12 protein-coding genes are annotated in these 23,020 nt (G+C 71.7%); 5 read left to right on the top strand and 7 right to left on the bottom strand.

Annotated features, from left to right (window positions below):
- Positions 1-13 precede the first annotated feature (13 nt).
- Positions 14-1,186, bottom strand: coding sequence for an acyl-CoA dehydrogenase family protein (locus JQN84_RS27565; RefSeq protein ID WP_204961482.1), 1,173 nt, complete (start codon positions 1,184-1,186; stop codon positions 14-16).
- Between the two features lie 767 nt (positions 1,187-1,953).
- On the opposite strand from JQN84_RS27565, the gene JQN84_RS27560 reads away from it, so the two are divergent.
- Entirely contained in the window at positions 1,954-4,107 is a 2,154-nt protein-coding gene (locus JQN84_RS27560; protein ID WP_204961481.1) for an ATP-binding protein, read from the top strand.
- A 102-nt stretch (positions 4,108-4,209) separates the two neighbouring features.
- On the opposite strand, the gene JQN84_RS27555 is transcribed toward JQN84_RS27560, so the two are convergent.
- The gene (locus JQN84_RS27555) at positions 4,210-4,560 is read right to left on the bottom strand and encodes a winged helix-turn-helix transcriptional regulator (RefSeq protein ID WP_204961480.1); all 351 of its coding nucleotides are present in this window, start codon (positions 4,558-4,560) and stop codon (positions 4,210-4,212) included.
- Positions 4,561-4,694: 134 nt separating this feature from the next.
- Entirely contained in the window at positions 4,695-6,239 is a 1,545-nt protein-coding gene (locus JQN84_RS27550) for an aspartate aminotransferase family protein (protein WP_307821457.1), read from the bottom strand.
- A 299-nt stretch (positions 6,240-6,538) separates the two neighbouring features.
- Between JQN84_RS27550 and JQN84_RS27545 the strand changes: the two genes are divergently transcribed.
- From JQN84_RS27545 to JQN84_RS27535, 3 genes are all read left to right on the top strand, one after another.
- Complete coding sequence (locus JQN84_RS27545) at positions 6,539-7,039, top strand: flavin reductase family protein (protein WP_239486322.1); 501 nt, start codon at positions 6,539-6,541, stop codon at positions 7,037-7,039.
- A 126-nt stretch (positions 7,040-7,165) separates the two neighbouring features.
- Positions 7,166-8,047, top strand: a complete 882-nt coding sequence (locus JQN84_RS27540; RefSeq protein WP_204961478.1) for an NAD(P)-dependent oxidoreductase — start codon at positions 7,166-7,168, stop codon at positions 8,045-8,047.
- Between the two features lie 200 nt (positions 8,048-8,247).
- On the top strand, positions 8,248-9,498 hold the full coding sequence (locus JQN84_RS27535) for a cytochrome P450 family protein (protein ID WP_204961477.1): 1,251 nt from the start codon (positions 8,248-8,250) through the stop codon (positions 9,496-9,498).
- 61 nt (positions 9,499-9,559) lie between these two features.
- Here the strand turns inward: JQN84_RS27535 and JQN84_RS27530 are convergent, their stop codons facing one another.
- The 4 genes from JQN84_RS27530 to JQN84_RS27515 all read right to left on the bottom strand — a co-directional run bounded on the left by JQN84_RS27530 (position 9,560) and on the right by JQN84_RS27515 (position 14,547).
- A complete protein-coding gene (locus tag JQN84_RS27530; RefSeq protein ID WP_281896271.1) occupies positions 9,560-11,053 on the bottom strand; it encodes an aldehyde dehydrogenase family protein in 1,494 nt (497 codons plus the stop codon).
- Between the two features lie 142 nt (positions 11,054-11,195).
- On the bottom strand, positions 11,196-12,614 hold the full coding sequence (locus JQN84_RS27525) for a flavin monoamine oxidase family protein (protein ID WP_204961475.1): 1,419 nt from the start codon (positions 12,612-12,614) through the stop codon (positions 11,196-11,198).
- A gap of 172 nt (positions 12,615-12,786) precedes the next feature.
- Entirely contained in the window at positions 12,787-13,965 is a 1,179-nt protein-coding gene (locus tag JQN84_RS27520) for an acyl-CoA dehydrogenase family protein (RefSeq protein WP_204961474.1), read from the bottom strand.
- Between the two features lie 183 nt (positions 13,966-14,148).
- Positions 14,149-14,547, bottom strand: coding sequence for a YybH family protein (locus JQN84_RS27515; RefSeq protein ID WP_204961473.1), 399 nt, complete (start codon positions 14,545-14,547; stop codon positions 14,149-14,151).
- 241 nt (positions 14,548-14,788) lie between these two features.
- Between JQN84_RS27515 and JQN84_RS27510 the strand changes: the two genes are divergently transcribed.
- Positions 14,789-23,020 (top strand): SDR family NAD(P)-dependent oxidoreductase (locus JQN84_RS27510; RefSeq protein WP_204961472.1); only part of this gene is annotated, 8,232 nt, incomplete at its 3' end.

Here is a 23,020-nt window from a genome sequence, read left to right as displayed (position 1 = left end):
GCTGCGCGGGGCGTCAGAGCAGCGGGGTTTGCGGGTCAAGGCCGAGGATGACCCGGCCCTGTACCTCCAGATTGGTGCTGAGCAGAATCCAGCCGTGCAGCGCGAGGCCCTGAATGTCGTGGTGGAACCGCTGCAACGGCACCGCCCGCTTGATCACCGACGCGCCGCTGGCGTTGTAGAGGATCTCCACCGCCTCCTTGGCCTGCTGCGCCGCGTAGGCGCTGTGGCCACGGATGGCGGCCCGCTCGGCAAGCGTCAGTTCCTCGTACCGGTCGGCCCGGTCCTGGAGGAGGCCGTACATCTGCTGGCACAGCGCCTCGGCGGCCGCGATCCGGCTGGCGGCGGCACCGAGCTGGATGTGGGTGAGCGGATGCTGGCTCTGGTCGGTCCACTGGGTCTGGCTGATGCCGCGCCCGGGCAGCCGCTCCAGGAAGATGTCCAGCGCACCCCGGGCGATGCCGATGAACGTGGCCACCGACTGGGCGAACAGGAAGCTGTAGAGCCCGTACCCGCGCCCGGGTGGCGGCGGCGGCAGTTCGATTCCGGCGGCCATCGCGGCCTCCGCCTCGGCCGGGATGACGACGTGGTGGGCCGGCACGAAGACGTCGGTGGCGGTCGTGGTGGAGCTGCCTGTCGCCGTCAGGGAGGACGCGACCCAGTCGTCGGCGATGGCGAACCGGTCCATCGGCACCAGCGCGATGGCCTCGTCGGTGGTGCCGTCCGGACGCTGGACGATCGCCAGCATCATGTTCCAGTCCGCGCCGCGGCAGCCGGAGTTGAAGCCCCACGTCCCGTTGAGCACGTACCCGTCGCCGCTGGGCACGAGCGTGCCGGTCGGGCTGAATCCGCCGGAGATCCGGACCCCGGGCCGGGTGAAGATGTCGTCCTGCAGTTCCTCGGGGAACAGGGTCACCATCCAGGCACTCGACGCCCAGACCATGGAAACCCAGCTGGACGAGGGGCAGCCACGGGCGATCTCGGCGAGCACCTCCGCCTGTTCGGCCAGCGACAGGTCGAGCCCGCCGTACCGTTGCGGAGTGGCCATCGCGAAGACACCCGCCTTCTCCAGCAGGGCGAGGTTCTCCTCGGGCAGCCAGCGCCGCTGCTCCGCCTCCAGGCCGTTCTCCCGCAGCTTGGGTACGATGTCGCGTACGGCGGCGAGCACGTCATCCTTGGCTTGTTGCATTTACATCCCTCGAATCGTTACGAGATGGTTAAACCGCAGCAGGAATCCGCATGGCGGTAGCGGGAGGCCCGCCTCAGCAAGCCTGTAGAATTATTGCAGGACAGTCCTGTACTGTCGGTAATCAATCGTTCATTCTCGATGCCGATGAGGTGCAGGTGGATGTCCGGTTACCTAAGAGTGGACGTCATCGAGAAACTGGATCCGGGCGCTCACCAGCGGCAACCACGCACACGGCGCGGTGGCGATGAGCGGGTTTCAGCCCCGCACCCGGCAACCTGTTTACTTACCTAGAAGTAAGCACTTACCTCCAGGTTGCCACTGACCTAATCTTTATGGGTGCGACTGCGGCCGAGCCGTAATGAGGGCGGGGATTGTAGCACGTCAGATTTTGGCCAACTGCTGCCTTCTCCACCAGACCTGGCCACACAGCATCGCCCCGTCGGAGCTTCGACCGAGACCGCGCCTGCTCCGACTGACGTCGGACGGCTGCCTTCACCGCAGAAACAGTCATCCGACCCACACCCGCGAGCCTTTTACATGGGGGCAATGTGCAGTTCCGCGTCCTCGGACCGCTGGAAGTGATAGATGAGGAACACTCGCTTGTCCTGGGAGGAACAAAACAACGGGCCACGCTCGGTTATCTGTTGTTGCAGGCCAATAGGTCTGTCGCCACCAGTCAACTGATCTCCGCGCTCTGGCCCGATGACGACGCGCCGGTCTCAGCGCGGAAGATTCTGCAGAACGCTGTCTGGAGCCTACGCCGACGGGTGCTCCAACCGGCCCCGGGCAGCGACGTACCCAACCTCCTGACCAGGTCACCCGGCTACCGGCTCGTCGTCGACCCGGAGAGCGTCGACCTGCACCGGTTCCAGCGGCTCGCCGAGGCGGGGAACCGTCGGCTCAGAGCCGGCTCACCGGAGGCCGCCGCGGTCGCGCTGCGCAACGCACTGAGCCTCTGGCGGGGCCCGGCCCTGGCGGACCTCGCGGAGGCCGGCATCGTCTGGCCGGAACTGGGCAACCTCCACAATGCCCGGATGGACGCGCTCGAAGACTACTTCGACGCCGACATCTCCTGCGGTCGATACCAGGGGGTGATCAACGAACTCGGCAACGACCTCGACGGCATCGCGCTGCGCGAGCGGTCCTGCCGGCTGCTGATGCTGGCGCTGTACCGCTGCGGCCGGCAGGCTGACGCCCTGAACGTGTATGCCCGGGCCCGCACCATGCTGGCCGAGGAACTCGGCCTGGAACCCGGCCGGGAGCTGCAACTGCTGCAACAGGCGATCCTCAACCAGAGTCCCGAGCTCAACCTGGACGACACCAACCAGTTGGCGACCCACGGGCTACTGAGCGTGCCGCCCGGTCAGGTCATCGAGGTCCACCGCAGGGCCGACCCCGAGCCGATGGGCGTCCGACGCAGGGCCGCCGCGTTCGACGGCCCGGCTGCACTCGCGTCACCGGCCCGGGCCTCGGCCATCGTCGAGGAGCCGCCGGAGCCGCTGCGCAGCGAGCGGCGGAAGGTCAGCGTCATGCTGATCCGCAGCCACATCGACACCGGGACCACCAGGCTCGACGCCGCCGCCCTCGACAGGCTGCTGGAGGGCGCCAGCCAGTGGATAAGGGAGACGGTGGAGCGGTTCGGCGGATCGGTCTCCACCACCATCGGCTCGGTCACCGTCGGGCTCTTCGACGCCGACGGCGCCCGGGGCGACGACGCCGAGCGGGCCGTCCTGGCCACCATGGCCATCCGGAACCGCTGGCACCCGGTGGAGACGCCGGCAGCCGGCGACGTACCACCCAACGGCCACCGGGTGTCCTTCCGCGCCACCGTCGTCACCGGCGAGGCGCTCATGCCGAACCGGCCGGACGGCCCGGCCGGAATCTGCGGGACGCTACTGGACCGTTCCCAGGCGATGCTGCTGCGCACCGGGGAGTGTGAGATCCGGGTCTGCGCCACCACCCGGACGGACACCGCGTCCATCATCGACTGTCAGCCGACCGCGGACCCCGGGGAATGGCGGGTACGCGGCTTCCGACCCACCTCCATCGGGTTGGACACGATCCCCACCGTGGAACGCGGATTCGAGCTCGACCTGCTCGGTGGGCTCCTGGACCGGGCCCGCCACCGGCGTACGCCGCACTTCGTCACCGCCCTCGGCGAGCCCGGCAGCGGCAAGACCAGATACCTGGCGGAGCTGGAGCGGATGTTCGGTCACCGGGTCCACCTCGCGCACGTCTGCGCCGACCCGGCGGAGCTGCCGGGGCGGGACGGGGTCTTCGCCGTCCAGGCCGCGCTGGTCCGCGCGCTGTGCGAGATCCGGCCGACCGACGCGCCGGAGCGGGCTATGGAACGGCTGACCCGTACGGTACGCCGGCTGGCCGACAGCGACGAGCACGCGGACCGGGTGCTGCGGTGCATCACCCCGTTCGTGGCCGACGAACCCGTACCCGGCCTCGCGGTGGACGTACGCGAGGATCTGGCACGGTGGGGCAACTTCCTGGAGGGGACACCGCTCGACCGCCCGGTGCTGCTGCTCATCGACGACCTGCACCGCAGCGACGACGACCTGCTGCTCATGGTCGACGGCCTCGCCGACTTCATCGGAGTGCCGCTGCTGGTGGTGGCCGCGGCCACCCCGGAACTGCTGCAACGCCGCCCCGACTGGGGACGGGGCAAGCAGAACTTCACCACCATCACCCTGGAGGCGTTGTCCGACGCCGCGATCGACGAACTGGTCGACTTCGTCCACTCCAGCTCGCCGCTGCAACCCCGCGAGTCCACGCACTGGTTCCGGCGCGCACTCAGCGTGATCAAGGGCGACCGTCCCGACGAACTACGCGGTTACGTCAGATCCCTGCTGGCCACCCGGTCGGCACGGCACTTCCTCAGTGGATACCCCTCCGGTGCCCGGTCGATGTGACCCCGCCCCGCCGCGGCAGCGGTCGGGTGGCGGCTGCCGACCGGGCCACCACTGTCGAGGAACCGCCACCCGGCGCGGGCCGGGCCTGTCCGCACCTGGTGGTCAGCTGTCGCGCGGCACGGGCACGGGCACGGCCCGGGCCGGCAGGTATTCCCGACCCCACGCCCCGAGCGGCTTGAGCGCGTCGTTGAGTGCCTGCCCCCGGTCGGTCAGCGAGTATTCCACCCGCATCGGCAGGTCCTCGGAGGCTTCCCGACGGACGATGCCGTCGGCCTCGAGTTCGCGCAGGTGTTGGAACAACACCTTCTCGCTCACTCCGATGAGCCTCCTCAGCTCACCGAACCGTCGATGGCTGTCACTGAGGGCCCACAGGATGACGACCTTCCACTTGCCGCTGATCACCTCGATCGCGGCATCCAGACCACAATGTGTCGGCCGCACCCTGACACTCAATTCATTCACTCCCCGACCGGCCGGCGGCACTCTCCCCGTGAGTTCCGGTGTCCGTAGAGTCTAGCGCGCGAGAGTCGTACGGTCGCGCTGTGTTGCGGTGAAAATGACGACACGTGACGATTTCGCCGCACCCCTCACCCCGCCCCACCACCCATCAGGGCCTGCTCGTCCTGGTCCCGCAGGGCGACGCAGAGCGCCTCCAGGGCGACCCGGAGCCGCTCGATGTCGGCGTCGGCGAGGTTGAGCGACGGCTCGAACCGCAACGTGTTCGCCGCGCTCGCGGTGGGGAACGTGCGGATCCGGTGCACCCGCAGCAGGTAGCCCGAGATGACGTAGCCCAGCATGCCGTTGGCGGAGGCACCGGCGATGGCCGGTGCGGCGGAACCGGACTGGTCGTCGAACTCCAACCCGAGCATCAACCCCCGCCCCCGGACCTCGCGGACCACCCCGGGGAAGCGACGGCGCAGGTCGTGGAAGATCTCGGCCAGCTTCTCGCCCTTCTCCTTGGCACGCAGGTAGGCGGCACCGTTCTCCGCCTCCAGCAGTTCCAGCACCCGCGCGGTGACCGCGGTGGACAGGCCGTCGCGGGCGAACGTGGAGCTGTGCACCAGCGCGAAGTCGCGACGGTAGCGCCGCTGCGCGACCAGGGTCACCGCCGTCTTGGTGATACCGCCGCCGAGGCCCTTCGCCAGGGTCAGGTAGTCGGCCGCGAAGCCGATCTGGGAACTGGCGAAGAACGCGCCGGTACGCCCCAGACCGCTCTGGATCTCGTCGACGACGATCGGGCAGTCCAACGCCGCGCACCCCTGCCGGATGCGGTCCGCCTGGGCCGGCGTGACCACCCGGATGCCGCCCTCACCCTGGATGACCTCCATGACGAACGCCGCCACCACCGGGATCGGGCGCTCGACGACCACGGCGACGCCGTCGACGACCCGGACGTCCCGCAGGACGGTGCGGGTCTCCTCGGCGATGCGGTCGAACGCGTCGAGGTCGTCCAGGGACACGAACCGGGCGGCGGGCGCGAGGCCGGCGAACGGGGTGCGGTAACTCGGGTTGTGGGTCAACTGCACGCTGCCGACCAGCTTGCCGTGGAAGGAGCCCGCCAGGGCGACGAACACCGGCGGTCGTGCGGCGGCCTCGGCGTTGTCCCGCCGTAGTCCGGACAGGACGGTGGACAGGTCGGCCCCGGACCCGGGCGGCGGAGCCACCGTCTGCGCCTGGGCGGCCACCTCCGCGATGTGGGCCTCCACCTCGTCGAGCAGGGAGCGCACCCGCAGCACCCGGTCGAACTCCGCGTGCTTGAGCGCCACCTCGATCGACTCGGCGCCGCTGTTGGAGAAGATGGCGAAGTAGCGCTCGTCGGTGCCGAACTCACGGCCGACGATGTCGTTGAGCCGGGCGGCGATCTGGTCGACCGCCGGCTGTCGGGACGCCTGGGCGAGCACCGGACGGCGTTCGCTCAGGAAGGTCACGGCGGTGTCGACGAGCGCGGGATGGTTGTGACCGAGGACCAGGGCACCGTAGCCACCGGCATAGTCCACCACCGTCTCCGGCGTGCCGTCGGGGCCGACGTACCGCAGGGTGTCACCCTCGGCCCGGGTGTATTCGACATTGATGCCGAGCATGTTCAGCAATTCCTGCATCGCTGGCTCGGCGAGGGTCTGCTCTGGTGTCACGGATTGCATGCCGGTTCCGGTCCTGTCGTCGGTCGATCGCACCTGGACGGCTGCCGTTTTCGCAACCGCAAACAGGTTAACGCCACCCGACGGGGCGGCCCTCAATAGGCGGTAACGCGCCGGTAACCTACGACCACACGCCGACCGGCCACCGGAATTACCATTCGATGAACCCGACGTGCGCCCGGCTGGTTAACGTGAGCCGACAGGTGCGTTGTTCGATCCGCACCGGACCGGCACGCCGTCCGGCCGACCGCGCAGACGGGAGGACGTCCATGCACCGCTCGTTGCGAGAGGTGATGGCCCGCTTCGCCACGGGGGTGACGGTTGTCACCGTCGGAGGCGACAACCTGCACGCCATGACGGCCAACGCCGTCGCCTCGGTCTCACTGGACCCACCGCAGATCCTGTGCTGCGTGGCGCACAGCGCGGTCATGCACAAGGCCATCTCCGCCGCGGAGCACTTCGCGGTCTCGGTGCTCGGCGCAGACCAGGAGCACCTGGCCCGTCACTTCGCCGACCGTCGCCGGCCCCTGGGGGCGGCCCAGTTCGAGAAACTGCCGCACCGGCCGGGACCGGCCTCCGGCGCACCCCTCATTTCGGGTGCCCTGGCCTGGCTGGAATGCCGTTTGTTCGAGGCCCACGATTCCGGCGACCACACCATCTTCGTCGGTTCGGTGATCGGCGCGGAAATCGGCCACGACGGGGCTGGTCTGCTGTTCTTCGGCGGTGCGTTCCACAGCATCGGCAGCACTTCGACGGCGGCGACGACCGACAACCGGTCACATACTTTGCAGTAAGTACTTGAGTGCCCACATGCCGGCGTCTAGGCTCCAAAAGTGGCATCGGCGATGGCGGGCGCTTTCTGCGTGGCCAGCACCGACAGTCTTTTTGCCTTTTCAGGAACACAGAGGAGAGTGGCACTGGTGTCCGAAGAAAACCGCGTACCCGTCTCGGTGATCGGCCTCGGAATGATGGGGGCGGCACTGGCGGGCGCATATCTCAGGGCCGGCCACCGCACGACGGTGTGGAACCGCTCCGCCAACAAGGCGGACGCACTTGTTGAGCAGGGCGCGAGCCGTGCGGACACGATCGCCGACGCGGTCGCCGCGAGCGACGTCCTGGTGGCCTGCGTGGTCGACTACCAGACCCTGCACGAGATCCTTGAGCCGGTGAAGGAGTCGCTCAACGGCAAGGTCATCGTCAACCTGACCTCCGGCGTGCCGGAGGACGCCCGGGGCGCCGCGCAGTGGGCCCAGTCCCTCGGCGCGAAGTACCTCGACGGTTACATCATGACGGTGCCGCCGGCCGTCGGGCTCCCCCAGACCCTGCTGTTCTACGGCGGCTCGAAGGAGGTCTTCGACACCTACGAGTCGACCCTGAAGGTCCTCGGCGGCAACAGCATCTTCCTGAGCGAGGACCCGGGGGTCGCCGGCCTGTACGACCTCTCGCTGCTCGGCATCCTGTGGTCGTCGCTCGCCGGCGCGCTGCACGGCTTCGCGATGCTCGCCAGCGAGGGCATCCCGGCGGCGGCGCTGACGCCGTTCGCCGAGTCCTGGATCACCCACGTGGTGCTGCCCAGCATCAAGGGGGCCGCCCAGCAGGTCGACGCGGGCCAGTACGCGACCACCATCTCCACGGTGGGGCTGAACGCGGTCGGTCTGGCCAAGATGGTGGAGGCCAGCAAGGGCCAGGGACTCCGGCCGGACGTGATGATCCCGATCCGGGACATGCTCCAGGAGCGGGCCGACAGCGGACACGGCGACGAGGCGCTGGCCAGCCTGATCGAGGTCATCAAGAAGCCCTGATCCAGCTACCGCACGGTCGTTTCTGACGCGCCGGGCCCGGGACGCCTCCGACGGACGGCCCGGGCCCGGCGCGTTCTCCCACCGGTCATCGGCGCACCAGTGCACCCACGGAGAGCGATCGATGAACTGGGGATTACACCCTGCTCCATAGGGTCGATCCGCCCGGTCACCATCCATCGATCCATCTCGGGAGGATTGCGATGTCCGACGAACGATGCCCTTACACGATCGACCCGACCGGCACCGACCTGCACGGCGAGGCCGCCACTCTGCGCCGCCGGGGGCCGGCGACCCAGGTGGAACTGCCCGGCGGTGTCGTCGTCTGGGCGGTCACCGACACGGCGCTCATCAAAGCGCTGCTGACCGACCCCCGCGTCTCCCGGGACACCTACCAGCACTGGCCGGCCTGGGAGAACGGCGAGGGCGAGTTGGCCCGGACCTGGCCGCTGGCGATGTGGGTCGCCGACCGAAACATGATCACCGCGTACGGCGCCGAGCACAGCCGACTGCGCCGGCTGGTGGCCAAGGCGTTCACCGCCCGCCGGACGAACGCGCTACGTCCCCGGATCGAGCAGATCGTCGCCACCCTGCTGGACTCGATCGCCGCGCAGGGCAAGGACGGGCCGGTCGACCTGCGGGCCGAGTACGCCTACGCCCTGCCCACCTGGGTGATCTCCGAACTGTTGGGCGTCCCCGACGCCATCCGGGACGAGTTGCTGGACATGATCGGCAGGTGGCTGACCGGGGCGATCTCACCCGAGGAGGCGCCCCTGCTGGAAGAGCGCGTCTACACCGTGCTCGCCCGGTTGGTGGAGCAGCGGCGGCAGAGCCCCGGCGAGGATCTGATCAGTGGGCTGATCGCCGCCCGGGACGACCGGGACGGCCCGGGTCTGACCGAGCGGGAACTGGTCGACACCATCCTGCTGACCTTCACCGCCGGCCACGAGACGACCGCCAACCTCCTGGACCAGGCGATCTTCGCCCTGCTCAGCCACCCGGAGCAGCGTGAGCTCGTCCGGTCCGGCGCGGCGAGCTGGGACGACGTCATCGAGGAGACCCTGCGCTCGGAAGCGCCCTTCGCCAACCTGCCGATGCGGTACGCCGTCGAGGACTTCGAGCTGGGCGGGGTGAAGTTCACCAAGGGCGACGCCATCATGATCTCGTTCGCCGGCTCGGGTCGGGACCCGAAGGTGCACGGCGAGGACGCCGACGTCTTCGACATCACCCGGGCGACCCGGGGTGACCACATCGGATTCGGCCACGGGGTGCACTACTGCCTGGGCGCGCCACTGGCCCGGCTGGAGGCGCGCATCGCCCTGCCGGCACTGTTCGAGCGGTTCGCCGGGCTACGCCTGGCCCGGCCGGCGGACGAGATCCCCCGGTTGACCTCGTTCGTGTCCAACGGGCACCAGGAACTGCCGGTCCTGCTCGATCCCGTGCCGGTCGCCTGAGCGGCACGTCGGCCCCGGACCGCCGCACAACGGTGTGGCAGCGGTCCGGGGCCGACGTGCGTCAGAGCTGGCCGTAACCGGCCCAGACCGTCTTCACCTCAAGGTACGCGTCGAGGTTCGCCCGGCCCATCTCCCGGCCGATGCCGGAGGCCTTGACGCCGCCCCAGGGAGCGGCCGGATCCCCCGCCGCCCACGTGTTGACGTAGAACATGCCGGCCCTGATCCGCTCCGCGAGCCGGTGCGCCCGGCCGAGGCTGCGGGTCCAGACCCCCGCCGCCAGCCCGTACGGGGTGTCGTTGGCCAGTGCGACGACCTCGTCGATGTCGTCGAAAGGCGTCACCACCAGCACCGGTCCGAAGATCTCCTCCCGGCTGATCCGCATGTCAGGCGTCACGTCGGTGAAGATCACCGGTCGGACGTAGTAGCCGTCGGCCGGCTCGGCCGGGGGCACCTCACCGGCCACCATCGTGGCACCGGCCGCGAGACCGTCCACGAGGTAGCCGCGGACCCGGCGGTACTGCTCGGCCGAGACGAGCGGGCCGAGCTGGGTCCCCCGCTCCAGGGCCGGACCCACCGCGGCCTGCCGGGTCGCCGCGACGAGGCCGTCGAGCACCTGGTCGTGGCAGCTGCGGTGCACGTACAGCCGGGAACCTGCCACACAGCTCTGTCCGCTGTTGAAGAAGATCCCCTCGTACGAGCCGGCCACGGCGGCGGGCACGTCGGCGTCGTCGAGGATGATGTTGGGACTCTTGCCCCCGAGTTCCAGGGTGACCCGCTTGAGGTCGGCACCGGCCCGGGCGGCGATCTCCCGGCCCACCTCGGTCGATCCGGTGAACGCCACCTTCGCCACCCCCGGGTGGGCCACCAGCGCCGCGCCGGTCCGCCCGTCACCGGGCAGGACGTTGACCACGCCGGCCGGGAAACCGGCCTCGACCACCAGTTCGGCCAGCCGCAGCGCTGTCAGGGGCGTCTGCTCGGCGGGTTTCAGGACCACGGAACACCCTGCCGCGAGCGCCGGCGCCAACTTCCAGGCCGCCATCATCAGTGGGAAGTTCCACGGGATGATCTGGGCACAGACCCCCACCGGCTCCAACCGCGTGTAGCACAGGGTGTCGGGGGCGATCACCGGGATCGTGCCCCCTTCGAGCTTGCTGGGCCAACCGCTGTAGTAGCGGAAGTGTTCGATCGCGGCCGGCACGTCGACGTACTCGTTGGCGGTCACCGGCTTGCCCGAGTTGAGCGCCTCGAGTTCCGCGAACTCCCCGGCGTGCGCCTCGACGAGGTCCGCCAGGCGGGCGAGCAGCAGACCCCGCGCGGCGGCGGGGAGGCTCCCCCACTCGCCGTCGAGCGCGTCCCGGGCGGCCGTGACCGCGCGGTCGACGTCGACCGCACCGGCGTGGGCCACGTCGACCAGGTGCCGGCCGGTGGACGGGTCCACCGTGGCCAGGACCGCGCCGTCGGCGGCGGGCACGAACCGGTTGCCGATGAACAGGTGCCGGGGCCGGCTGACGAACGCGCTGACGGCCGGGCTGAGGGTCGAGGTCAACTGGTCCACGGTTGCTGCTCCTTCGTGGGTCCGCGACGGGGTGCTGCTTCGCGGAGAGACGGCGGCCGGCATCGACGGTGTCGATGCCGGCCGGAAGGTCACCCGGGACGGGTGCCCGTCGGTTCGACGCGCACCCGTCCCGCGTTGCGGATCACATCGCGAGCGCCTGCTGTGCCGCCCGCTTGCCCGACTCGACGGCACCGTCGATGTAGCCGCTCCAGCCGTTGGCGATGTCGCTGCCGGCGAAGGCGATCCGGCCCTGCGGCTGCTGGATGCTCTGGTAGGGGCCGGTCAGCTGGCCGGGCTGCCGGCAGGACCACCCACCGAGGGAGTACGGGTCGGTCCCCCAGTTCTGCGCGGTGGTGGCGAGCACCTGCACACCCGGGGACAACTGCTGCATCAGGGACTGCATCTGGCTGACGCTGGTGCCGCTCACCGACGAGTCGGTGCTGAAGCAGAAGACGATCCGGGTGCCGTCGGGCAGTTCGGTGTGCGGCACGGTGGTGGAGATGGGGAATCCCTCGGGCGGGTGCGCGATGAAGGAACCCGCCGCGCCACCACTGATCCGCATGAAGATCTTCTTGCTCTTCGGCACGCCGATGCCCGCCAGGGACACCGACAGGTACGCCGAGGGCAGCAGCGGCGCGAACGCGATGGTCTTCCAGAGGTTCACCGGCACGGCGACGATGACGCGCGGCGCGACGTACTCCTGGCCGGTGCTGGTGAACACCGAGACGGTGGAACCGTTGCGGATCACCGCCAGCACCGGGCTGTTGAGCTTCAGGGTCGCCTGGGAGTCCGCCAGCATGGCGTTGAGCAGGGCGATGGTGCCACCCTGCAGACCGTAGGTGTTGATGCTGACGTAGCCCTGGTAGGAGTTGCCCGCCAGCACCCAGGACTGGGCCAGCATGGTGTAGGCGCCCCGGCTGCTGGACCCACCGGAGAGGCCGGCGGTGGTCCCGTTGATCCACGCCTCGTCCGCCGGGGAGTAGCCGAGCTGGTTGAGCCGGGTCCGCATGGACCACTGGTCGGCGGTGGTCAGCGCGGTGCCGGCACCGGCGAACGGGTTGAAGGCGTTCGGGAACAGGCTGGCGGCCCCGTTGAAGAACGGGGTGAACAGGGCCGAGAGCTGGGCCGACGCCTGGGCGGGCGGCAGGATGACGAAACCGTTGCCCTGGGGCATCACGAAGCTGTCGATCGAGCCGTCCGAGGTGGTGCCGATCCCGTACCGGGCGGCCTCCGCCCAGACGTGCGGCTGCTTCGGGTCGATGGCCTCGCCGCCGAGCTCGATGGGTGCCCCGGCGAACGTGGAGCTCCAGGTACGACCGCCGATACGCCCACGGGCCTCCAGGATGACCGAGCTGAGGCCGGCTTCCTTGAGATCGCGGGCGGCGGTGATGCCCGCGAACCCGGCTCCGATGATGATGGCATCGGTGACGGTGCGGGGCGAGCCGGCGGTTGCCCGCGCGGCGACGGGCAGGCCGGTCGCCGCACCGAGAAGGGCCGCTCCGGCGCCCTTCAGGAAGGTACGACGGCTGTTACCGGAGCCGGTCGAGCGTGTTCCTTGCACTGACGCGTGCACTTTCCCCCCGGAAAGGTCGGGCCACCGCAACCCGCCTGACACCGGGCGGCGTCGGGCGGGTTGCGGTGTGTCGGATTGATCTCCCCGCTGGACAGCGGGGGGCTCGGATGCCGGCTCGGCCGGCGGATGGGTGACCGGCCCGACGCGGCGGCGGGCCGTCCTAGAGGAACAGGGTGTCCGGATCGAGGCCGAGCAACAGTCGGCCGTGCAGTTCCAGATTCGTGTTCGGGGTCATCATCCCGTGCCGGGACAGGCCCTCCAGGTCCCGGTAGAAGCGCTGGAACGGCAGACTGCGCACCAGCGACGAGGCGCTGCTGACGTCGTGCAGGTCCTCGACGGCGTCCTTGAGCAACCGCAACGCGAAACCCCCCTGGCCGCGCACGGTGACGCTGTCCTCGACCGACGGATGCTCACCGGCGTCGGCGCGCTGCTGCAGGCGCTTGACGAACCCGGCGGCCAACGCCTGCGCCGCCGTGATCGCGTTCGCCGCCGCGGCGACCTTGAGCTGGACGAGCGGGTGTTCACGCGCGTCGGTCCAGTTGGTGTAGGCGATCGGCTTGCCCGGCAGGCGCTCCACGAACGTGTCGTACGCGCCCTGGGCGGCACCGACGTAGACGGCGATCGACAGCGCCGCCACATAGGTGATCAGCCCGTAGTTGCGACCCGTCGCGCCCACGTTCGAGCGGCCCCCGGTGGTGCCGGTGACGAGTTCCTCGGCGCTGGCGACGTACTGGCGGGGCACGTGCACGTCGGTGGCCGAGGTGGTGAAGCTGCCGGTGCCGGCGGCGGCCGAGACGTGCCAGTCGTCGGCGATCTCGAACTTGTCCATCGGCACGAGGGCGTACAGCGGCTCCATCTCACCGTCGGGCAGCTCACGGACCCCGGCCACGAAGTTCCAGTCGGCGCCCCGGCAGCCGGTGTTGAAACCCCAGCTGCCGTTGAGCAGGAACCCGTCCTCGACCTCGGTGAACATCGCGGTGGGGGCGAGGCCGCCGGAGATGCGGACCGCACCGGAGGCGTAGATGTCCGCCTGCACCTCGTCCGGGTAGAGGGAGGCGACCCAGGCCCCCTCCATCCAGGCCGCCGCCACCCATCCGGTGGAGGCGCAGCCCCGGGAGATCTCGGTGACGATCGCGAACTGCTCGGCGAGTGACGCCTCGATCCCGCCGAACCGCTTGGGCACACCGACCCGGAACACCCCTGCCTTCTCCAGCAGGGCGATGTTCTCGTCGGGTATCCAGCGCTGTTCCTCGGCCTGAGTGCCGTTGTCGCGCAGTCGCGGAACGATCGTACGAACCGCGTCACGCACGGCCGTCGACTCGGTCTCGCTGCCTGTCATGGGGTCTCCCTGGCTTCCTGCGGATCACCGCGGACACAGTGATGAAGTGTGACGAGGGGCGGTCATCGCACGGCAATCGCCGCGGGGGCGGGGTGCGATGACCGTTCGATGACCGGTTGATGAACCGACCGGTCGGCACCCGGGCGGGTGCGGTGCGGCGGCGGGTGGGTCCGGACCGGACGGTCAGGCGTCCGTGCCGAACGGGTTGTCGACGGCGAAACGCCAGTTCCCGTCGGGGCCCATCCGGAGCACGTCGAGGCCGACGCCCTCCAGGTGCTCGGTGCCGCCGTCCTCCAGGGGCACGTCGATCGCCCAGTCGACGACGAGCAACGCGGCGGTCCCGGTGACGTGCGACTCACGCAGGGTGGCGGTCATCCTCGGCCGCTGCGCGATGAACTCCGCGAGCGCCTCCCGGCGGGCGTCGCCGCTGAGGGGGTTCCCGGGCTCCCAGACCGAGATGGCGTCCTCGGTGTACATCGCGTCGATCACGGCCAGGTCGCCGCTGTTGAACGCCTCGATGTAGCGGTTCCCGTGTTCCTCGGCACTCCTGACGAGACTTTCGTGGTCGATGGCGGTGGTCATCTGAGGCCTCCCGGCGTCCTCGGCAAACGGCTTACGAGTGAAATTAGCGACGCGAATTCATCGCGCGCCCACCGTCCGTCATTACGCAGAAATCGGGTCAACGGGCATCAATGGTTACCCGCCAATGACCAGCCATTGAGCAACCGACCGCAGGATGACGTTGAGAAGATCACGCCACCGCGCCCAGCCAACGCCTCCTCCGGTAAGGAAAAGCGCTTTGACGTCTATCGCTGTTATCGGAATGTCCTGCCGGCTACCGGCCGCCGCCGACCCCGGTGCTTTCTGGGCGCTGCTCCGCGCCGGTGCGAGTGGGCTGAGCACGGGGACCGACGGACGCCGCCGTGGTCGGCTCGACCAGGTCGGGGACTTCGACGCCGAGTTCTTCGCGGTCTCGCCACGCGAGGCCGCGGCGATGGACCCGCAGCAACGGCTCGTGCTCGAACTCGCCTGGGAGGCGTTGGAGGACGCGGCGACGGCGCCGGAGACGTTGCGGGGCAGCGACACGGCCGTTTTCGTGGGCGCGCTACGCGACGACTACGCCAACCTGCTGTACCGGCAGGGGACCGGGGCCGTCACCGCCCACACGATGGCCGGCCTGAACCGCGGGGTGATCGCCAACCGCGTCTCGTACTTCCTGGACCTGCACGGGCCGAGCGTGACGGTCGACGCCGCGCAGGCCTCGTCACTCGTCGCCGTGCACCTGGCCTGCGAGAGCCTGCGCAGCGGGGAGTCCGGCATGGCCATCGCCGCCGGCGTGACCCTGGACCTGCTGGCCGAGCAGGCCGTCGTACAGGAGCGGTTCGGCGCGCTGTCCCCCGACGGGGAGAGTTACGCCTTCGACGCGCGGGCCAACGGCTTCGTGCCCGGCGAGGGCGGCGCGGTGGTCGTCCTCAAACCGCTGGACCGCGCCGAGGCCGACGGCGACCGGATCTACGGGGTGATCCGCGGCAGCGCCGTCAACCACGGCGGAGCCGCCCCCTCCCTCACCGTGCCCGACGCCGACGCCCAGGCCGAGGTGTTGCGGGAGGCGTACCGCCGGGCCGGTGTCGAGCCCGGCGAAGTGCAGTACGTCGAGGCGCACGGCACGGGCACCCCGCTCGGCGACCCGATCGAGGCCACCGCACTCGGCGACGCGCTGGGGCGGGGCCGGCCGGCGGCGCAGACCCTGCGCATCGGGTCGGCGAAGACGAACGTCGGGCACCTCGAGGCCGCCGCCGGGATCGTGGGTCTACTCAAGGTGCTGCTCAGCCTGGTACACCGCGAGCTTCCGCCGCACCGCAACTTCACCAGGCCCAACCCCGCGATCCCGTTCCACGAACTCGGTATCGAGGTGCAACGGGAGCTGACCCCGTGGCCGCACCCGCAGCGCCGGCTGATCGCCGGGGTCAGCTCCTTCGGCATGGGCGGCACGAACTGCCACGTCGTCGTCGCGGCGGCCCCGCCGGCCCCGGACGTCGCCCGACCCGACGGCGACCCGGCCCCCGCACCGGTCGCCTGGGTGCTCAGCGCCCGCAACCGGGCGGCGCTGAGCGCCCAGGCCGACCGGTTGGGCTCGGCCGTCGCGGCCGACGACCCGGACATCGTGGACGTCGGCTGGACGCTGGCCACCGGCCGGGCCCGGTTCGCCCACCGGGCCGTCGTGCTCGGCGACGACAGCGGGGAACTCCGGGAGCGGCTGGCCGCGCTGGCCGCCGGCCGACCGGCGTCCGGTCTGGTGACGGCGACGGCCCGACCCGGTGCGCTCGGCATCGTGTTCACCGGTCAGGGCAGCCAGCGGGCCGGCATGGGCCGGCAGCTGTACGCCCGCTTCCCGCGTTACGCGGCGGCGTTCGACGAGGTCTGCGCACACCTGGACCGGCACCTGGACCGTCCGCTCGCCGAGGTGATCGCCTCGGGCGAGGATCTCGACGAGACCGGCTTCACCCAGCCCGCCCTGTTCGCGGTGGAGGTGGCGCTGTACCGGCTCGTCGAGTCCTGGGGGGTCCGGCCGGCCCGGCTCGTCGGCCACTCCATCGGCGAGCTGGCGGCGGCGCACGTGGCGGGCGTGCTGTCGGTGGCCGACGCCACGACCCTGGTCGCCGCACGGGGCAGGTTGATGCAGGCGCTACCCGCCGGGGGCGCGATGGTCGCCGTCCAGGCCGGTGAGCAGGAGGTCGCGGCCCTGCTCGAACCGTACCGGGACGTCGCCGGGATAGCGGCGGTGAACGGTCCCGAGGCCGTCGTGGTCTCCGGCACCGCGCAGGCCGTGGACGCGGTCAGCGCCGAACTGGCCGGCCTGGGGCGTCGTAGTCGTCGCCTCACCGTCTCCCACGCCTTCCACTCGCCGCTGATGCAACCGATGCTCGCGGACTTCCGGGCGGTCGTCGCCACCCTGGAGCTACGGCCACCACGGATACCCGTGGTCTCCACGGTGCTGGGTCGGCCGCTGGACGCGGCGGAGGCGACCGACCCGGGGTACTGGGTCGACCAGGTGCGACGTCCGGTCCGTTTCCTCGACGCGGTACGTGCGGTGGAGGCCGACGGCGTCACGACGTACCTCGAACTGGGTCCCGACGCGGTCTGCGCGGCCCTGGTCGACGCCGCCGTGGTCGACCGGGCGGGCTCCACCGCGGTCGCCGCGCTGCGCGCCGGCCGGGACGAGACGCGGACCCTGCTCGACGCCGTGGCCCGGGTGTTCGTCACCGGCGCGGCCGAGGTGGACTGGGCCGCCGTGCACGGCCGGCACGACGCGCGGCGGATCGCCCTGCCGACCTACCCGTTCCAACGGGAACGGCACTGGCTGCGCGACGGCGACTCCCCCGCGCCGGCCGACGCCGCACCGGCCACCGCCGCCCGGCAGCCGACCGCACCGGCACCGGCGCTCGCGGCGTCGACCGTCGGGCGCGTGCCGCCAGCCGACCCGGCGGCGCTGACCGAGCTGCTCCAGACCCACGTCAACGCGGTCCTGGGGGCCGACGCCGGACGTCACCTCGCCCTGGAGCAGACCTTCCGGGACCTCGGCTTCGACTCGCTGATGGCGGTCGAGCTGCGCGACGCCCTGTCCGCGGCGACCGGCCTGGCACTGCCCAGCGGACTGCTCTTCGACCGGCCCACCCCGGGTGAGCTGATCGACCATCTGCTCACCCGGCTCGACCCCGCCGGTGAGCCGACCGTCGACGTTCCGCAGGCCCCCACCGACCCGGTCGAACCGATCGCCGTCATCGGCATGGCCTGCCGCTACCCCGGCGGGGTCAGCTCCCCCGAGGAGCTCTGGCAACTGGTCGCCGACGGCACCGACGCCGTCGCGGGATTCCCCACCGACCGGGGGTGGCCCGAGCACCTCTCCGCCGACCCGGACGGCACCCCACCCGGCACCGTCGACCAGGGCGGATTCCTGTACGACGCCGCGCTGTTCGACGCCGACTTCTTCGGCATCTCCCCCCGCGAGGCGCTGGCGATGGACCCTCAGCAGCGGCTGCTGCTGGAGACCGCATGGGAGGCCCTGGAACGGGCCGGTCTGGACCCGCGATCGGTGCGGGGCAGCCGGACCGGGGTGTTCGTCGGCGGCACCACCCTGGACTACGGACCCCGGATGCACCACGCGGCCGACGAGGTCGCCGGTCACGTGTTGACCGGCTCGACCAGCAGCCTGATGTCGGGACGCATCGCCTACCAGCTCGGCCTGCTCGGGCCGGCCCTCACCATCGACACCGCCTGCTCCTCGTCGTTGGTCGCCCTGCACACGGCGGTGCGTTCGCTGCGCTCCGGCGAATCGTCCATGGCGCTCGCCGGCGGCGCGGCGGTCATGTCCGGCCCCGGGATGTTCGCCGAGTTCTCCCGCCAGGGGGGCCTCGCCCCGGACGGGCGCAGCAAGCCGTTCGCCGCCGCCGCGGACGGGACCTCGTGGGCCGAGGGGGTGGGGATGCTGGTGGTGGAACGGCTCTCCGACGCCCGCCGCCACGGTCACCCGGTGCTGGCCGTCATCCGGGGCACGGCGGTCAACTCCGACGGCCCCTCCAACGGGCTCACCGCACCCCACGGACCGTCCCAGGAGCGGGTCATCCGCGCCGCGCTCGCCGACGCCCGGCTGGCACCGGCCGACATCGACGCGGTCGAGGCACACGGCACCGGCACCCGGCTCGGCGACCCGATCGAGGCGGAGGCGCTGCTGGCCACCTACGGCCGGGACCGGGACGGCACCGGCCCGGTGCTGTTGGGGTCACTCAAGTCGAACATCGGCCACACCCAGGCGGCGGCCGGGGTGGGCGGGCTGATCAAGATGGTGCAGGCGATGCGGCACGGCACCCTGCCCCGTACCCTGCACGTCGACCGGCCGACACCGCACGTGGACTGGTCGGCCGGCACGGTGGAGCTGCTGACCACCGCGCGCCCGTGGCCACGCACCGGGCGTCCCCGCCGGGCGGCGGTGTCCTCGTTCGGCATCAGCGGTACGAACGCCCATGTCGTGATCGAGGAGGGCGAGCCGTGGCCCGAGCCCCCGCCGCAGGCACCCGGGCCGTTCCCCGTGCCCTGGGCGGTCTCGGGCCGGGACCGGGCGGCGCTGACCGACCAGGCCCGTCGCCTGCGTGCCCGGGTGGCCGGGACGCCCGGGGTGGACCCCGCCTCGGTCGCCCGCTCACTGGCCACTACGCGCACGGCCTTCGAGGAGCGGGCCGTGGTGCTCGGCACCGGCCGGACCGAACTCCTCGCCGGCCTCGACGCCCTGATCGAGGGACGGCCACACCGGTCGGTGCTCGTCGGGACCGCCAGGCGGGCGGACCGGACCGCGTTCGTCTTCACCGGCCAGGGCGCCCAGCGCCTCGGCATGGGACGCGAGCTGCACACCGCCGCGCCGGTCTTCGCGGCGGCGTTCGACGCCGTGTGCGCCGCGTTCGCGCCCCACCTCGACCGGCCGTTGCGGGACGTCGTGTTCGCCGCGCCCGGCACGGCGGACGCCGACCGGCTGCACCACACCGCGTACACCCAGCCGGCCCTGTTCGCGGTCGAGGTCGCCCTCACCCGACTGCTCGAACACCACGGGCTGGTGCCGGACCTGGTCGCCGGACACTCCATCGGGGAGCTCGCCGCCGCCCACGTCGCCGGGGTGTGGTCGCTTGACGACGCGGCGCGGCTGGTCGCCGCCCGGGGACGGGCGATGCAGGCGGCGCGGACCGGCGGCGCGATGGCCGCGATCGAGGCCGGTGAGGCCGAACTCCGACCCGACCTGGCCGGGTGGGGCGACGCGGTGAGCATCGCGGCGGTCAACGGGCCACGGGCCGTGGTCATCTCCGGTGACGGTGAGGCGGTCGCGGACGTCACCACGCGCTGGGCGGCGCAGGGCCGCCGGACCCGGACGTTGGCGGTCAGCCACGCCTTCCACTCGGCACACATGGACGCGGTGCTCGACGAGTTCCGGGTCACCGCCAGGCGGGTCACCTACCACCCGCCGCGCATCCCGTTCGTGTCCACGGTCACCGGCGGGCTCGTCACCGACGGCGACCTCGCCGCCGCCGACTACTGGGTCGGGCAGATCCGCGACACGGTCCGGTTCGCCGACGCGACCCGCGCCCTGCGCGACGCGGGGGCCGGACTGTTCGTCGAGGTCGGACCGGACGCGGCGCTGACCCCGCTGGTGCACGACTGCCTCCCCGACGAGCCGGTGGCCGTCGTGCCGGTGCTCCGCCGTGACCTCGCCGAGACCGGCACGTTCGTCGCCGCGTTGGGGCAGGCCCACGTGGCCGGCGCGACGGTCGACCTGTCGGCGCTGACGCCTGACGCCGGCACCGTCGAACTCCCCACGTACGCGTTCCAACGCACCCGGTTCTGGCTGGCCGGCGACCCGACGCCGGATCCGCGCGGCCTCGGCCTCGACCGGGGTGGTCACCCGCTGCTCGGGGCCGGGACGACCGTCGCCGGCCGCGACGAACTGGTGCTCGTCGGCAGGTTGAGCCTGGCCGAGCAGCCCTGGCTGGCCGGGCACGTGGTCGGCGGCGCGGTGCTGCTGCCGGCCGCGGCGCTGGTGGAACTCGCCGTCGCCGCCGGGCTGCGGTGTGGCGTACCGCAGCTCGACGAGCTGACCCTGGAGGTGCCGCTGCGGCTCGACCGTCCCGTCCGGGTGCAGGTCGTGGTCGCGGCACCCGGCCCCGACGGCACCCGCGACGTCGGGATCTACGCCGCCGACGAGACGACCGGGCCGGCGGGGACGGACTGGACCCGGCACGCGTCAGGTGCGCTGAGCCCCGCCGGGGAGGCCCCGCCGACGCCGGTGGCCTGGCCGCCGGCCGGGGCGGTGGCCGAGGCCGGCGACGACGCATACCCGGAACTGGCCGCCCTCGGCTACGACTACGGCCCGGCCTTCCGTGGCCTGCGTGCCCGGTGGCGGCACGGCGCGGACCGGTACGCCGAGATCAGCCTGCCCGCCGAGCTGCGCGACGAGGCGGCCCGGTACGCCCTGCACCCGGCCCTGCTCGACGCCGCCCTGCACGCCCTGGTCCTGGACCGTGCGCCAGGGGACGCCGGTCGCCTGATCAACCTGCCGTTCGTCTGGGCCGGTGTCCAGGTGCACGCGACCGGGGCGACGGACGTCCGGGTCCGGATCACCGACGCCGACGGCGACGCGGCCACGGTGGAACTGGCCGAGGTCACCGGCCGGCCGGTGGCCACCGTCCGGGCCCTCACCCTGCGCGCGGCGCCGGCCGACCGGCTCGCCGCTGACCCGGGGGGCCGGTTGCACGTCCTGGAGTGGCCCGCCGTGGCGGCTCCGGCCGGGGACGTCCCCTCGTGGGTGGAGATCACCGACGATCCCGGGCCGGCCCGGAACACGCCGTTCGCCGTGGTGCGACCCGGCGGCGACGACCCCGGTCCGCGGGAGCCGTACGCGACCACGGCCCGGGTGCTGCGGCTCGTGCAGGACTGGTTGGCCGATCCGGAACTGCTCGACACCCGACTGGCCGTCGTCACCCGGCACGCCGTGTCCACCGGCCCCGGTGAGGGCATCGGGGACCTGGACGCCGCGCCCGTCTGGGGTCTGCTGCGCTCCGCCCAGGCCGAGCATCCCGGCCGGTTCGTCCTGGTGGACCTCGACGACCGGGGCGACGACCTGCTGGGCGTCGCGCTCGCGACCGGGGAACCGCAGGTCGCGGTGCGGGCCGGGCAGCTGCGGGTGCCCCGGTTGACGCCGCTCGCCGACCCCGGGCCGACCCCACCCGTGCCATTTCCCGGGGCCGACGGCACGGTGTGGATCGTCGGTGGCACCGGAGGGCTCGGCGCGTTGCTGGCCCGTCATCTCGTTGCGACGCACGGGGTGCGCAGGCTGGTGTTGAGCAGCAGGCGCGGACCGGACAGCCCCGGTGCCGCCGAGCTGTCGGCGGCACTCACCGACGCCGGCGCCGAGGTTCGGATCGTCGCCGCGGACGCCACCGACCGCGACCACCTCCTGCGCGTACGCGACGACATTCCGGCCGACCATCCGCTGACGACGATCGTGCACACGGCGGGTGTGCTGGCCGACGCGACGGTGCAGGCCCTCACCCCGGAGCAGATCGACACGGTGCTGCGGCCGAAGGTGACCGCCGCCCGGCACCTGCACGAGCTGACCCGCGGGCAACCCGTCACCCTCGTGTTGTTCTCCTCGGTCTCGGGTCTGCTGGGCACGCCGGGGCAGGCGAACTACGCGGCGGCCAACGCGTACCTCGACGCGCTCGCCGCGTACCGGCGGGCGGCCGGGTCACCGGCGGTGTCACTGGCCTGGGGACTGTGGGACGCCTCGGCCGGGATGGGCGCGCGACTCACCGACGCGGACGTCGGCCGGTGGCACCGGGCCGGGGTCACGCCGTTGTCGCCGCAGGCCGGTCTGGCGCTGTTCGACGCGGCGGTGGCGCGTACCGACCACGCGCTGCTGGTGCCGGCGGGGATCGTCACCCGCGCCCACGGCTCGGCCGACGACACCGTGGCCGCCGTCCTGCGGGGCCGGACCCGGCCCGGGCAACCCGCACGGCCGGCGGCGACGGCGGGCCGGGTGGCGGGCGGGGCGGCGCAGGGCCTCGCCGCCGAGATCACCGCCCTGGCCGAGGAGGACCGCCAGCCACGGGTACGGGAACTGGTGCGGCAGCTGACGGCGAGGGCCCTGGGGCACCCCGACGGGAGCAGGATCGACCCGGACCGTCCGTTCAAGGATCTGGGGCTGGACTCGTTGGGCAGCGTCGAGCTGCGCAACCAGCTCGGCGAAGCCACGCAGCTGCGGCTACCCGCCACCGTCGTGTTCGACCATCCGTCGGTGGGGGCGTTGACCCGCTACCTGCTCGACCGCCTCACCAACACCACCAACACCACCACCGCCGTCACCCGCACCACCACCCACACCACCGACGAACCCATCGCCATCATCGGCATGGGCTGCCACTACCCCGGCAACGCCAACACCCCCGACGAACTCTGGCACCTCATCACCACCACCACCGACGCCATCACCACATTCCCCACCAACCGAGGCTGG

The organism is Micromonospora humidisoli (assembly GCF_016900955.1).
Classification (GTDB): Bacteria; Actinomycetota; Actinomycetes; order Mycobacteriales; family Micromonosporaceae; genus Micromonospora; species Micromonospora wenchangensis.
Note: the sequence above shows the minus strand (reverse complement) of the source record. Positions and strands in the feature narration are given on the sequence as shown.